The organism is Roseomonas sp. KE2513 (genome assembly GCF_016107305.1).
Lineage (GTDB): Bacteria > Pseudomonadota > Alphaproteobacteria > Acetobacterales > Acetobacteraceae > Roseomonas.
This window is the reverse complement of sequence record NZ_RCVR01000009.1, coordinates 40,735-54,980: the sequence shown is the minus strand read 5'-3', so window position 1 is coordinate 54,980 and position 14,246 is coordinate 40,735. Positions and strand designations below refer to the sequence as shown.

At 71.5% G+C, this 14,246-nt stretch carries 12 protein-coding genes; 10 read left to right on the top strand and 2 right to left on the bottom strand.

Annotation, left to right across the window (positions count from 1 at the left end; genetic code table 11):
• Window positions 1–34 precede the first annotated feature (34 nt).
• The 10 genes from D9599_RS11250 (at window position 35) to D9599_RS11205 (ending at window position 12,131) form a co-directional block, all read left to right on the top strand.
• Window positions 35–790, top strand: coding sequence for a DsbA family protein (locus D9599_RS11250; protein ID WP_198381329.1), 756 nt, complete (start codon window positions 35–37; stop codon window positions 788–790).
• Window positions 783–1,640: a tryptophan 2,3-dioxygenase gene (gene kynA / locus D9599_RS11245; RefSeq protein ID WP_309228606.1), complete on the top strand. Its 858-nt coding sequence runs from the start codon at window positions 783–785 to the stop codon at window positions 1,638–1,640. Before D9599_RS11250 ends, kynA begins: the two co-directional genes overlap by 8 nt.
• Window positions 1,641–1,673: 33 nt before the next feature.
• Window positions 1,674–2,924, top strand: coding sequence for a D-amino acid dehydrogenase (locus tag D9599_RS11240; RefSeq protein WP_198381328.1), 1,251 nt, complete (start codon window positions 1,674–1,676; stop codon window positions 2,922–2,924).
• Window positions 2,925–2,989: 65 nt separating this feature from the next.
• Complete coding sequence (locus D9599_RS11235) at window positions 2,990–4,042, top strand: amino acid ABC transporter substrate-binding protein (RefSeq protein WP_198381327.1); 1,053 nt, start codon at window positions 2,990–2,992, stop codon at window positions 4,040–4,042.
• 368 nt (window positions 4,043–4,410) lie between these two features.
• A complete protein-coding gene (locus D9599_RS11230) occupies window positions 4,411–5,688 on the top strand; it encodes a hypothetical protein (RefSeq protein WP_198381326.1) in 1,278 nt (425 codons plus the stop codon).
• Window positions 5,689–5,699: 11 nt separating this feature from the next.
• Window positions 5,700–6,755 carry an alpha/beta hydrolase gene (locus tag D9599_RS11225; RefSeq protein ID WP_198381325.1) on the top strand — a complete coding sequence of 352 codons (1,056 nt, stop codon included), beginning with the start codon at window positions 5,700–5,702 and terminating at the stop codon, window positions 6,753–6,755.
• A 50-nt stretch (window positions 6,756–6,805) separates the two neighbouring features.
• On the top strand, window positions 6,806–7,798 hold the full coding sequence (locus tag D9599_RS11220; protein ID WP_198381324.1) for a tripartite tricarboxylate transporter substrate-binding protein: 993 nt from the start codon (window positions 6,806–6,808) through the stop codon (window positions 7,796–7,798).
• Between the two features lie 141 nt (window positions 7,799–7,939).
• A complete protein-coding gene (locus D9599_RS11215; RefSeq protein WP_198381323.1) occupies window positions 7,940–8,917 on the top strand; it encodes a tripartite tricarboxylate transporter substrate-binding protein in 978 nt (325 codons plus the stop codon).
• A 38-nt stretch (window positions 8,918–8,955) separates the two neighbouring features.
• Complete coding sequence (locus D9599_RS11210; protein WP_198381322.1) at window positions 8,956–10,230, top strand: acyl-CoA dehydrogenase family protein; 1,275 nt, start codon at window positions 8,956–8,958, stop codon at window positions 10,228–10,230.
• A gap of 137 nt (window positions 10,231–10,367) precedes the next feature.
• Window positions 10,368–12,131 (top strand): FAD-dependent monooxygenase, encoded by a 1,764-nt coding sequence (locus D9599_RS11205; protein ID WP_198381321.1) that lies wholly within the window; start codon window positions 10,368–10,370, stop codon window positions 12,129–12,131.
• 27 nt (window positions 12,132–12,158) lie between these two features.
• Here D9599_RS11205 and D9599_RS11200 read toward each other — a convergent pair whose 3' ends face one another.
• Both D9599_RS11200 and D9599_RS11195 read right to left on the bottom strand, forming a co-directional pair.
• Window positions 12,159–12,923 carry an IclR family transcriptional regulator gene (locus D9599_RS11200; protein WP_198381320.1) on the bottom strand — a complete coding sequence of 255 codons (765 nt, stop codon included), beginning with the start codon at window positions 12,921–12,923 and terminating at the stop codon, window positions 12,159–12,161.
• A gap of 133 nt (window positions 12,924–13,056) precedes the next feature.
• Window positions 13,057–14,205 carry an aminotransferase class V-fold PLP-dependent enzyme gene (locus tag D9599_RS11195; RefSeq protein ID WP_198381319.1) on the bottom strand — a complete coding sequence of 383 codons (1,149 nt, stop codon included), beginning with the start codon at window positions 14,203–14,205 and terminating at the stop codon, window positions 13,057–13,059.
• Window positions 14,206–14,246: the final 41 nt, after the last annotated feature.

Below are 14,246 nucleotides of genomic sequence, written 5' to 3'. Positions count from 1 at the left end.
CCGGCCGCCACCGCCGGCGAGAGGACGGGTATCGATGAAGCGCATCCTGATGATCGGGGCATTCCTGGCCCTCTGCACGCCCTGGGGCCCTGGGCCCGCAGGGGCGCAGGAAGCGGCGCCCGGCTTCACGCCCCGCCAGCGGGAGGAGATCGTGGGCATCCTGCGCGAGGCGCTGCGGACCGACCCCTCCATCCTGCGCGACGCCATCGGCGCGATGCAGGAGGCCCAGCGGGCCGAGCAGGAGGGGGCACGCCGCGCGGCGCTGGCCGCCAGCCGCGACGCGCTGTTCAACGACGCGCGCGATCCCATCAAGGGCAACCCGCGGGGCGACGTCACCATCGTCGAGTTCTTCGACGCGCGCTGCACCTACTGCAAGGCGCTCTACCCGAACATGCAGGCGCTGCTTCAGCGGGACGGCAACGTGCGGGTGGTGATGAAGGACCTGCCGATCCTCGGGCCGAACAGCGTCCTCGCCAGCCGCGCGCTGCTGGCCGCCCAGCGCCAGGGCAAGTACGAGCCGCTCTACGACGCCCTGCTGAAGCTCCGCACCGAGCCCACCGAGTCGGTGATCCAGGCCGAGGCCCAGCGCGCCGGCCTCGACTGGCCGCGCCTGCGCCGCGACATGGAGGATCCCGCCATCCAGGCCCGGCTGGAGGCGAATATCGCGCTCGCCCAGCGCCTGCAGTTGGAGGGCACGCCGGCCCTCATCATCGGCGACACGCTGGTGCCCGGCGCGGTGGAGCTGCCCGAGCTGCAACGCCTGGTGGCGGAGGCCCGTCGCCGTGGCTGACGCGGCGGGCAAGGGCCCCGAGCACGCGCGGGAGGAGGGGGCGGGGCTGGCCACCGACTTCTCCCGCCGCATGTCCTACGGCGCCTATCTCGACCTCGACACGCTTCTTTCCGCTCAGAAGCCGTTGTCCGATCACCACGACGAGCTGCTCTTTATCGTCATCCACCACGTCCAGGAACTCTGGATGAAGCTCATCATCCGGGAGCTGGAGGTGGCGACGGCCTGCGTGCGGGAGGGAGACCTGCGCCCGGCCTTCAAGGGCCTGGCCCGTGTCTCCCGCATCCAGCGCCAGCTGGTGGAGGCCTGGGACGTGCTCTCGACCATGACGCCGGCCGACTATCTCGCCTTCCGCGACGTGCTCGGCCAGTCCTCGGGCTTCCAGTCCTGGCAGTACCGGCTGATGGAGATCCTGCTCGGCGCGCGGGACGAGTTCATGCTCAAGCCCCACGCGCATGACGAGGCGCTGACCGCGCGGCTGCGCGCCGCCTTCGACGCGCCATCCCTGTACCAGGAGGCGCTGCGCCTGGTGGCCCGCCGCGGCATCCCGGTGCCCGACTCCGTGCTGAACGCCAATCCCTCCGAGCGCCATGTCGAGAACGAGGGGGTGGTGGAGGCCTGGGCGGTCATCTACCGCAACAGCAACGAGTATTTCGACCTCTACGAGCTGGCCGAGGAGCTGGTGGACCTTGAGGACGCCTTCCAGCAGTGGCGCTTCCGCCATGTCACCACGGTGGAGCGCGTCATCGGCATGAGGACGGGCACGGGCGGCTCGGCGGGCGTTGCCTATCTCCGGCGAGCGTTGGAGCGCCGTTTCTTCCCTGAGTTGTGGACGGTGCGCGGCCGCCTCTAGCCGCGCGACCCAAGGGCGGGCGATGATGCCCGCATGAAGGTCCTCGTCCTCGGTGCCGGCGTCACGGGCCTTGCCGCCGCCTACCTCCTGGCGCGGGACGGCCACGCCGTCACGGTGCTGGAGCGCCGCGGGGGCGTCGCGCTGGAGAGCAGCCACGCGAATGGCGGCCAGCTCTCCTATTCCTATGTCGCGCCCCTCGCGGGGCCGGGGGTTATCGGCAAGCTGCCGGGCTGGCTGCTGGACCGGGACAGCCCCGTGCGCTTCCGCCCGCGCCTCGACCCCGCGCAATGGGCCTGGGGCGCGCGCTTCCTCGCGGCCTGCAACGCGGGAACGGCCGATCGCACCACCCGGCGCCTGCTTCTTCTCTCCTTCCTCTCGCGCGACCTGACCCGCGCGGTGATCGGCGACGAGGCGATCGAGTGCTCCTTTCGCCATGCCGGCAAGCTGGTGGTCTATTCCGACACGCTCGGCTTCGAGGCCGCGCGCCGCCTCGTCGATTACCAGCGCCGCCTGGGCAGTGAGCAGGAGCCGCTTTCGCGCGAGGGATGCCTGATGACGGAACCCTCGCTCGCGGGCATCGCGCATCGCCTCTGCGGCGGCATCCTGACGCGCGGGGAGGACGCGGCCGAGTGCCGCCTCTTCTGCGCGGGGCTGGAGCGGGCGATGCGCGGCGGCAATCTCGGCGTCACCTTCGCCTTCGGCACGGAGGTGCGGCAGATCCTCGCGGTCGGCGGCCGCGTCGTCGGCGTGCTGACGGATGCGGGCGTGGAGGAGGCGGACGCGGTCGTGCTGGCGATGGGAGCTGGCAGCACGCGGCTGCTCGCGCCGCTCGGCATCCGCCCGCCGCTCTACCCGCTGAAGGGGTACAGCCTCACCCTTCCTATCGCCTCCGACGAGGCGGCGCCGCGCATCAGCGTCACGGACTTCGCGCGCAAGGTCGTCTATGCCCGCCTCGGCCGCGACCTGCGCGTGGCGGGGATGGCGGACCTCGTCGGCTACGACACGCGCTTCGACCTCGCGCGCCTCGACCTTCTCGTGCGCCAGGCGCGGGAGGCTTTCCCGGAGGCGGCGGACTGGAGGACGCTGCGGCCCTGGGCCGGGCTGCGGCCGGCCACCCCAACCGCCCTTCCGATCCTCGGTCCGGTGCCGGGCCTGCCGAACCTGCATCTCAACATCGGCCACGGCGCGCTCGGCTTCACCCTGGCCATGGGTTCGGCACGGGTGGTGGCGGATCTGCTCGCCGGACGGGCACCGCCGATCCCGATGGATGGTTTCGCAGCCTGACCGGCCTTCCCGGCGGGGGGCACGCCGGTCAGGATGATGCGAACCTGAACAGGGAAGAGACAAGAATGCGATTCGCCCCCCTGCTCGGCGCGCTCGGCGCCGCGCTGCTCGCCTTCGGCACGCCCGCGAGGGCGCAAGCGCCGGCACCGGCTCCGGCCGCCGTCTCCCGCGGCGCCACGCCGGTCTTCGACGGGGTGAAGAGCCGCGACTACGTCCGCTGCGGCGTCTCGCAGGGCACGCCCGGCTTCTCCACGCCCAACAGCCAGGGTGGCTGGTCGGGCTTCGACGTGGATTTCTGCCGCGCGCTCGCCGCCGCCGTGCTCGGCGATGCGAACAAGGTGCGCTACCAGGCCTATTCGGCGCAGCAGCGCTTCACTGCGCTTCAGTCGGGCGAGATCGACGTTCTCTCGCGCAACACCACCTGGACCTTTCAGCGCGACATCCAACTCGGCCTCGAATTCGTCGGCATCGCCTTCTACGACGGCGCCGGCTTCCTCGCGCGCAAGTCGCCGGGGCTGGAGCGTGCCGCGCAGCTCGACGGCGCCTCGGTCTGCGTCCAGACCGGCTCGACCAACGAGCTGATCGTGGCCGATTTCGCGCGCACGAACAACATCCGCCTCAACGCGCTCGTGTTCCAGAATCTGGAGCAGATCTTCGACGCGCTGTTCAACGGCCGCTGCGACGCCTTCAACTGGGACCGCGCGGCCCTGGCCGGCACGCGGCTGCGGGCACCCAACCCCGACGACTTCGTGCTGCTGCCGGAGGTGCTGAGCAAGGAGCCCTACTCCCCCGTCGTCGCCCAGGGCGATCAGCGCTGGCTTGAGATCGTGCGCTGGACCCTCTTCTCCCTCATCGAGGCGGAGGAGCAGGGCGTGACGAGCGCCAACCTCGCCGAGAAGCTCCGTAGCACCGACCCGAACACCCAGCGCCTGCTCGGCGTGACCGGCAATTTCGGCACCATGCTCGGCCTGAATGACCGCTGGGCCTATGAGGCCGTGCGCCAGGTCGGCAATTACGGCGAGATCTTCGCGCGCAACCTCACGCCGATCGGGATCGACCGAGGCGTGAACCGGTTGTGGAGCCAGGGCGGGCTGATTTACGCGCCGGCGATGCGCTGAGGCCGGTGGGGCGGGGCGTCCTCCCGCCCCGTCCGCTCCGCTTCGGGCAATCGTCCCGGACGCAGTTTCCGGCGTGCCGCTTCGCCGCTTAACCAGAGCGGCCTGACCGTCGAGAGATGGTTCCCGCGGGCCGGGAGCCTGGATCACCGCCCCGAGAGCGTCGGGGCGGCGCTCGGCGTGCCCGGCAAGGCCGTTCGGAAGGATCATCCGGACAACGCCGCGACGGCGCAGAGCAAGGAAAAATTGACTTCCCCGCGGCCGCTATCCTAGCCTCTTCCCGTTCGATGCGCTGTACCGACTGACGGATAAGCAAGAAGAAACGCGGGGACGTGCCTGGGATGCCCCGTGATCGCGAAGGGAAGCGTTCCATGCACCTCACCGCCCTCGGCCACGCGAAGGCCGCGCCCAAGGTCTCGCTGCCCCTGCCGGAACCCGGGCTGACGCCGGGCGAGCTCATCCGCCGCGCCGTCTCGCTCCGCCCCATGCTGCGGGACCGCCAAGCGGAGCACGAGGAGCTTGGCACCTATGCCCCCGACCTGCACGACACCTTCGAGCAGATGGGCTTTTACCGCATCACCCAGCCGCGGATGTTCGGCGGCTACGAGTTCCCGCCCGCCGTCTTCTTCCGCACCATGGTCGAGGTCTCGCGCGGGGATCCCGGCGTGGGCTGGTGCCTCACCCTCGCGGCGTCGCACGCCTTCCTCATTGCCTCCCACTGGCCGGAGCGGGCCCAGGCCGAGTTCTTTGGCGAGACCGGCCACTTCGTCGCCCCGCACCGCGCGCTGCCGCTCGGGACCGCGACGCCCGTGCCGGGCGGCTACCGGATCGAGGGGCGCTGGAACTACTCCTCCGGCGTGCCGCACGCGACGCATTTCATCGGCACGGCGATGCTGCAGCGCGGAGGCGAGCCGCCCGAATCCGTGCTGGTCGTCGTGCCGCGGGGCGAGTTCACGATCGTGAAGGACTGGGGCGGTGACGAGATCCTCGGCATGCGCTCCTCCGGCTCCAACACGGTGGTGGTGGAAGGGGCGGTCATTCCCACGCACCACGTCGTGCCCTTCAACGCCCAGTTCTGCCGGCCCGAGGAAATGGCGGAGGGCACGCCCGGCACGCGGCTGCACGGCAACCCGATGTATCTCGGCCGGATCATGGGCCTGTACCACGCCTCACTCGTCTCGGTGATCGTCGGCGCGGCCTGGGCGGCGATCGACGAGTACGAGGCGATCATCGGCCGCTTCAAGGTGCCGACGGATCCGAACACCCTGCGCGCCGACCACCACGACGCGCAGCGGGTGATCGGCCTTGCCCTCTCCCGCACCGATGCCGCGGAGGCGATCCTTCTCCGCACGCTGGACCGCTACATGGAGTTGTGCGAGCGCTGGGCCGCGGAGGGCACGCCGATCAGCGTGGAGGAGAACCTTCGCCTGCGCGCCGTGCTGCAGCAGGCGGGCGCGATGGCCTCCGATGTCGTGGAATCGCTGCTGCGCTCCGCGGGCGCCATGACCACGAAGAAGGGCAACCGGCTTCAGCGCTACTTCCGGGACGTGACGATGTACCGCACGCACAGCTCAGCCCAGCCGGAGGAGTTCGCGACCTTCGTGGGGCGTGCTCATCTCGGCCGGCCCATCGGCATGCGCGGGCTGTAAGGAAGCGCGCGGTGGACGGGGTGACGCGACAGGCCCCGCCTGTCCTGGCCGATCAGGGCTTCTTCTGGGTGGGAGTCGAGCGCGAGGAGAGGGCCGGCGGCCTGATGGCGGCCGGGCAGATGTTCGTCCAGTACATGGTGCCCGCCGCGCGGCGGCACGCGCTGCCGGTGGTGATGGTGCATGGCGGTGGCGGGCAGGGGCTGGATTACCTCGGCACGCCGGACGGGCGGCCGGGCTGGGCGACCGCTTTCCTGCGGCACGGATACGCCGTCTATGTCGTGGACCGCACCGCGCTCGGCCGCTCGCCCTATCATCCCGAGCTGCACGGCCCGCTCGGCCCGCCGCCGACCTACGGCCTCATGCGCGGGCGCTTCGTGGCGCCGGAGCTGACGCCGGACGCCTATCCGCAGGCGGTGCTGCACACGCAGTGGCCGGGCGGGACGGCGGTGGGCGACCCCGTGCTCGACCAGTTCATGGCGGGGCAGGGACCGTCGGTGGCGGACCTCGCGCGGGTGCACGCCGACATCCAGCGCTGCGCGGCGGCGCTTCTGGACCGGATCGGCCCGGCGGTGCTGGTGACGCACTCGGCCGGCGGATCCTTCGGCTGGCTGGCGGCGGATGCGCGGCCTGGGCAGGTGCGCGCCATCCTGGCGGTGGAACCGCAGGGCCCCCCCTTCGCCGCGGCGCCGGGCGGCGAACTCTCCTGGGGCCTGACCGCCGTGCCCATGAGGTTCGACCCGCCGGCGGCGGCGCCCGGCGAGATCGGGCGGGAACTGCGTGCCGCGCCTCGCCCGGGCCTCCAGGACTGCTTCGTGCAGGCCGAGCCGGCGAGGCAGCTCCCAAACCTGCGCGAGGTGCCCGTGGCGGTGGTGACGGCCGAGGCCTCCTGGAAGGCGGCGGAGGACCACGGGATGGTGGACTTCCTGCGCCAGGCCGGCGTCCCGGCCGAGCACCTGCGGCTGGAGGAGCACGGGCTGCGCGGCAACGGCCACATGATGATGATTGAGCGGAACAGCGACGAGATCGCCGCCCTTCTCTGCGACTGGATCAGGCGAAGAGCGGCGTAACGCGGCCACAGGGCGGAGCAACCGCCTGGGCCAGGGAGGGGAGGAACGTCATGGAGCGTACCACCACGCGCCGCGCGCTGCTTCGCGCCGGCGCCGCGGGCCTGGGCGGGCTCGCTGTTCCGCGCGGCGCCCTGGCGCAGGGCCCGCTGCTGGACCGGCCGGCGCGGCTGATCATGAACTTCTCTGCGGGCGGCGTGATGGATACCGTTGCGCGCCTCTATGCCGAGCGGCTGCGGGGGCAGTACGCGCCGCAGGTGATCGTGGACAACCGTCCGGGCGGCGCGGCGCGCATCGGCGTGGAGCTGGCCAAGACCGCCCCGGCCGACGGCGCCACCTTCCTGATGTCGCCCGAGACGATGATGGTGCTCTACCCCTTCATCTACCGGAACCTGCGCTACGACCCGCAGCGCGACTTCGTGCCGGTGACGGGCCTTTCCTCCTTCGGCTTCGGCTGGCTGGTGGACGCGAACCATCCCGCGAAGGACTTCCACGGCTTCATCGAGTGGGCGCGGCGGCAGACGGAGATCGACTACGCCACGCCGGCCGCGGGCTCCACGCCGCACTTCGTCTCCGTCATCATGGCCCAGGCGCTGGGATTGCGGTTGTCGCACGTGCCCTATCGCGAGATGGCCATGGCCTTTGCCGACCTCAATGGCGGGCGCATCGCGGCCTATATGTCGGTGATCGGCACGGCGGCGGAGCAGCACCGCTCGGGACGGGTGCGGCTGCTGGCCGTGACGATGCCGCAGCGCGTGGCGACCCTGCCCGATGTGCCGACCTTCGCCGAACTGGGCTTCCCGCAGTTCACGGCCGACGAGTGGTACGGGATCTTCCTGCCCGCCGGCACGCCGCAGCCGATGGTCGCCGGCCTGCACGGCGCGATCGCCCGCGTGGCCGCCGCGCCGGAGATGCGCGCCTCCCTCCTGAAGCTGGAACAGTACCCGGTGGAGACGACGCCGGCACAGTTCGCCGAGCGGCTGCGGGCGGAGCGCGCCCGATGGGAGCCGGTGGTCCGCAGCTCCGGTTATGAGGTGGCGGAGTAGGGAAGCGGCGCGCCTTGGTTCCTGAGCGGCGGCCGATAATGGTTGACGTGCGAACGGCAAAGGGAATAGCCGTCGCTAAACGATACAATGAACTGACTGGCGGCTGAACGGGCGGCTTGGCCAGGCAGGGAGGATTCGGAAATGGTTCTCGCACTGGGTCGGCGCGCCTTCGTAGGGCTGCAGGCATCCGCGATGATTGCGCGCGCGGCGCGCGCGCAGGGACTGGATCGAACGGTGCGCCTGCTCGTCGGCTTCCCGCCCGGCGGCGCGGCCGACATCGTCGCCCGGATCTACGCGGAACGGCTTCGGGGCGGCTTCGCCCAGCAGGTCGTCGTCGAGAACCGGCCGGGCGCCGCCGCGCGCATCGCGCTGGAGGCCGCGAAGGCCGCGGTGCCCGACGGCAGCACGCTCGTCTTCACGCCCGAGAGCATGCTGACGATCTACCCTCATATCTACCCGCGCACCCTGCGCTACGACGGGTTGAAGGACTTCGTGCCGGGCGGCGCGACCTCCTCCTTCGGCTTCGCCTTCATCGTCGCGGCGAACCATCCCGCGCGGGACTTCGCCTCCTTCGTGCAATGGGCGCGCACGCAGCGCGACGTTTCCTACGCCAGCCCTGCCGCGGGCTCGATGCCGCATTTCCTGGCCGAGCAGATGTCGCGCAAGCTGGATCTGCGGCTGATGCATGTCGCGTATCGCGGCACGGGCCCGGCCATGCCGGACCTCGCCACGGGGCGGCTGAGCGGCATCATGGGCGTGATCGGCGACATGGGGGAACAGCACCGCGCGGGGCATGTGCGCGTCCTCGCGATCACCTCGCCGCGGCGCGTCGCCTCGCTGCCGGACGTGCCCACCTTCGCGGAGCTCGGCCATGCGGAGCTGACCTCGGAGGAACTCTACACGATCCTGCTTCCCGCCGGTGCGCCGGCACCCGTCGTGGAGGCGCTGGAGCGCGCCATCGCCGCCGCCTCCGCCAACCCGGAGCTGCGCGCGGCGCTGGCGAAGATGGAGCAGACGCCCTCCGCGCTCGGCTCGCGCGGCATGGCCGAGCGCATTGCCAGCGAGCGCGAGCGCTGGGGGCCGATCGTGCGGGACACCGGCTACACGGCCGAGGAATAGCCCTCTCCGCCCGCCGAGACCTGACCGGGAACCAAGCCATGTCCTTCGCCCTCGCCGACCATCCGGGGTTGCGGCCGTTGCCGATCCCCGTGCCGGAGCCCGGCCTGACGCCGGAGGCCCTCGTGCAGCGGGCCGTGGCGCTGCGCCCCCTCCTGCGCGAGCAGCAGGCGGAGAACGAGGCGCGGGGCACCTATGGTGAGGACCTGCACCGCGCCTTCCGCGATGCCGGCTTCTACCGCATCACGCAGCCGCGGCTGTTCGGCGGCTACGAGATGCCGCTGCCGCATTTCTACCGCGTCATGATGGAGGTCTCGCGCGGCGATCCCGCCGTGGGCTGGTGCCTCACGCTCGGCGCCTCGCACGGCTTCGTCGTGGCCTCGCACTGGCCGGAGAGGGCGCAGCGCGAGCTCTTCGGCCCGGACGGGAACTTCATCGCGCCGCACCGTGCCCAGCCGATGGGCACCGTGACGCGCACGGCCGAGGGCTGGCGGGTCAACGGCCGCTGGAACTACTGCTCGGGCATCCCGCACGCCACCCATTTCATCGGCACGGCGCTGCTGCGGGAGGGCGAGGCCGCGCCGCGCGCCGTGCTCGTGGCCGTGCCGCGCGGCGGCTACGAGATCGTCCCGGACTGGGGCGGGGACGAGACCCTGGGCATGCGGGCCAGCGGGTCCAACAGCGTCGAGATCCGCGACACCCTTGTGCCCGCCCATTTCGTGGTGCCCTTCGACGTGCTGTTCGCCCGGCCGGAAGGCCTGGAGAACGGCACGCAGGGCACGCGGCTGCACGGCAACCCGATGTATCTCGGGCGCCTGATGGGCCCCTACCACGCCTCCCTCGTCGCCGTGGTGACCGGCGCAGCCTGGGCGGCCATCGACGAGTACGAGGCCGTGTCGGAGAGGATGAAGACCTACATCGACCCGGATGTCCTGCGGGCGGACCACCACGACTTCCAGCGCCCGCTCGGCGAGGCGCTGGCCAAGGCGGACGCGGCGGAGGCCGTCCTGATGGGCGCCGCGGGGCGCTACATGGATCTTTGCGTCCGCTGGGCCCGCGACGGCACGCCCTTCACGGTCGAGGACAACCTGCGGCTCTGGACCATGCTCCAGCAGGGCGGGAAGCTCGCCTGCGAGGTGGTGGAATCGCTGTTCCACAACGTGGGGGCCTTCGCGACGAAGCGTGGCAACCGGCTGCAGCGCTACTTCCGCGACGTGCAGATGTACCGCACGCACATGTCGGCGCAGCACCAGGCCTTCGCGACCTATGCGGCGCGGGCGCATCTCGGTCGGCCGACCGGGTTCCGTGGCCTCTAGGCGCGCCTTTCCGGCACTCTGCTCTGGAAGGGGGCGGCCCTGGCGTCGGGCCGTGGCGCCGCCTGTGAAACTTTCAGCCTCGGGCCCGCCGGCTGCGCTAGCCTGCGGCGACGAATGATCAGGGGAGGAGTGCGCTGATGATCGAGACGGACGTGCTGATCGTGGGAAGCGGGCCCGCGGGTTCCTCCGCGGCGCTGATGCTGAGCAGCTACGGCATCCCCAACGTGCTCGTCACGAAGTACCGCTGGCTGGCCGACACGCCCCGCGCGCACATCACGAACCAGCGGACCATGGAGATCCTGCGCGACCTCGGAGTCGAGGAGGAGGTGAAGGCGCTGGCCACGCCGCAGGAGTGGATGGGCAACACCGTCTTCTGCACGAGCCTCGCCGGCGAGGAGCTGGGCCGCATCCGTACCTGGGGCACGCACCCGCAGAGAAAGGCGGATTACGACCAGGCAAGCCCGTCGGCCATGTGCGACATGCCGCAGCACCTGATGGAGCCGATCCTCTTCGGCAATGCCTGCGCCCGCGGCACGCGCGCGCGGTTCGATACCGAGTACCTCTCCCTCACCCAGGACGCGGAGGGCGTGACGGCGACGGTGCGCGACCGGCTGGGCGGCGAGGAGTACCAGATCCGCGCGAAGTACCTCATCGGCGCCGATGGCGGCCGCTCCAAGGTGGCCGAGGATATCGGCCTGCCGATGGAAGGGCGCATGGGCGTGGCCGGAAGCATGAACATCGTCTTCAAGGCGGACCTCTCCCGCTACGTCGCGCACCGCCCGAGCGTGCTCTACTGGGTGCTGCAGCCGGGGTCGAACATCGGCGGCATCGGCATGGGGCTCGTCCGCATGGTCCGGCCGTGGAACGAGTGGCTGATCGTCTGGGGCTACGACATCAACCAGCCCCCGCCGGAGGTGAGCGACGCCCTGGCGAAGGAGGTGGCGCACAAGCTGATCGGCGACGAGACGGTGCCGATCGAGATCACCTCCACCTCCGTCTGGACGGTGAACAACATGTTCGCCACGCGCTACGCGAAGGGGCGGGTCTTCTGCATGGGCGACGCGGTGCACCGGCATCCGCCCTCCAACGGCCTCGGCTCCAACACCTCCATTCAGGATGCCTACAACCTCGCCTGGAAGCTGGCGCTGGTCCTGAAGGGGAGGGCGGATCCCTCGCTGCTCGACACCTACGATGCGGAGCGCGCACCCGTCGGCCGGCAGATCGTCACGCGCGCCAACAAGAGCATCGAGGAGTTCGGCCCGATCTTCGGCGCGCTCGGCCTGCTCGACGACCGCGGCTTCGCCCAGATGCGCGCCAACATGGAGGCCCGCAAGGCCGCGACGCCCGAGGCGGCGGCGCAGCGCGAGACGCTGCGCCAGGCAATCGCGTTCAAGGACTACGAGTTCAACGCGCATGGCGTGGAGATGAACCAGCGCTACGCTTCGGCGGCTGTGGTGCCGGACGGCACGCCCGAGCCGGCCTGGGAGCGGGACGCGGAACTCTACTACCACCCGACCACTTGGCCCGGCGCGCGGCTGCCGCATGTCTGGCTCGGGCAGGGCGGCCAGCAGGTCTCCACGCTGGACCTGGCCGGCAAGGGGCGCTTCTCACTCTTCACGGGGATCAACGGCGGCGCCTGGCAGCGCGAGGCGGAGCAGCTGGCGGGCGAGACGGGCGTGCCGATCGAGGTTTTCATTATCGGCCCCGGCCAGGCCTACGAGGACCTGTTCGGCGACTGGGCGACGATCCGGGGCATCGACGAGGATGGCTGCGTGCTCGTGCGCCCCGACATGCATGTCGCCTGGCGCGCCCGGGATGCCGGTCAGGTCGGGGGGCTGGGCGATGCCCTGCGTACCGTGCTGGGGCGTGCGGGCGCCGTGCCGGTCAGCCGGGCCGCTTGAGGGCCCTTTCGGGCACCAGCCCTGCCGTCACTCCGCAAATGGCTCGGGTGACGGCATCGGCGGGAGGCCCGCCGCGGTCAGCACGGCGGCCCGGCACTCCAGCAGGGCGCTTCGCAACTCGCCGGCCAGGGCGTTGAAGCGCGAGGCGGGGAGGAGGAGGGACAGGGCGTATCGCCGCCCCGTCCCGTCCACCAGCCGCGCCGCGAGGGCGGAGATGCCTGTCGCCGTCCCCTCCTCGTCCACCGCGACGCCGTGCGCCGCGGCCTCCTGGATCTCGGCGAGGAGGGCCAGGACGGAGGTGGTGGTCCGCGGCGTGCGCGCCTCGAGCGCGGGGGGCAGCATGGCGCGGGTGGCGTCCTCCGGAAGCCCGGAGAGAAGCGCCTTTCCCTCGGCGGAACTGTGCAGCGGCCAGTGGGAGCCGACGCTGGCCGTCAGCTGGATGGCGCGCGCCGGTGGCGTCACGATCGCGAGCACCACGACCTTCCCGTCCTGCAGCGTGGTCATGGCCGCGGATTCCTGGGTCTTCCAGGCCAGGCGTTCGAGATAGGGCCGCGCGAGGGCCACGAGGTCGATCCGGACCGAGCTGGCGAGCCGCGCGATGAGCGGGCCGAGCCGCACGCCACCCTGCTGCGGGTCCACCAGCGCGAACCCCTCGGCGCAGAGCGCGTCCACGAGCCGCTGCACGGTCGGGCGGGGAAGGCCCGTCACGCCCGCGATCTGGCCGAGGCTGAGGCCGGTCAGCTGCCCCTCCAGCGCCTGCAGCACGGCCGAGGCGCGCGAGATGAGCTGCATCCCGGCCCGGGCATCCGCAGCAGGAACCGGGGAAGGAACCGGCCGGACGTCGCGATGAGGCGTTGTCATAAGGCCTCAAATTGCAGGCTTGGTCGGCTTTGTGAAGCGGCGACCGGGACGGCGGGAGGCGGGTTCAGGCCAGCGTCCGGATGCGCGCCAGCGCCTCGTCCACCTCGTCGGCGGTCTGGTAGGGACCGAAGCCGAAGCGCAGCCGGCGGCCACGGCGGTCGGTGGTGATCCGCGCGGCCTCCAGCCGGGCCTGCCATTCCCCGGCATCGTCGAGGTCGAAGGCGAGGAAGTTGCCGCGCCGGGGTTCGGAGAGCGGCACGGCCAGCGAAGCAGGGTTGAGACCCGTACCCTCCAGCCCCGCGACGAATCGTTCCTGCAGGGCATGCGCGTGGGCGTGGATCGCGGCGACGGTGAGGCCGGTCTCCTCTACCCAGCGCAGCGCGGCATCGAGGCGATAGAGGCCCGAGGGGTCGAAGGTGGCGCCGAGGAAGCGCCGCCCGTCCTCCGCGTAGCCCACGCGCCCGTCGCTCGCCGAAAGGGCACCGAAGGCGGCGTACCAGCCGGTGTCGCGTGGGCGCGGCAGCCAGCCGGGCGGGCAGTGCAGGAAGCAGCAGCCCTCCCCGGCCATGGCGTATTTGTAGCCGCCGGCGGTGTAGAAGACGCGATCCGCCATGAGGGAGAGGTCCACGGGACGCGCCATGAAGGCGTGATAGCCGTCGATGACCATCGCGGCCTCCCCGGCGGCTTCCGCCAGAGCTTCCAGCCCGGTGAGGGCGTAGCCGGAGTGGAAGAAAACCTCGCTGACCCAGACGAGGTCGAAGCCGGCCCGCGCGGCCTCGGCCAGGCGCTCCACGCAGTCGCCGCCGGGCTCGGAGGGGATGCGGGTGACGGCGATCAGCCCCTCCTCCTCCAGCCGCGCGGTCTGGCGGGCGAAGGAGTGGAACTCGCCGTCGGTGGTGAGCACGCGCGGCGGGCGGCCGAGCGGCATGGCGCTCAGGATGCGGCGGACGAACTCGTGGGTATTGGGCGCGAAGGCGATGGTGGAGGGATCCGGCAGGCGGAGCTGGGCGGCCACCGCGGCGGCCGCGCGCCCTGCCACAGGGCCGAGCACCTTCTCCCACTTGCTGTCGTGCAGGCGGGCCGCGTCATCCCAGGCGCGAAGCTGCGCCTCGCGCGTCACGTCGGGCCAGGGATGGTGGCTATGGGCCGCGAAGTGCAGCCGGCCGGGTTCGGCCGTCAGGAAGCGCGAGAAATGCGCGCGCAGGTCCAGCATCACCCCTCCGGATTGTCGCCGTGCCGCCAGCGTATAGAGTG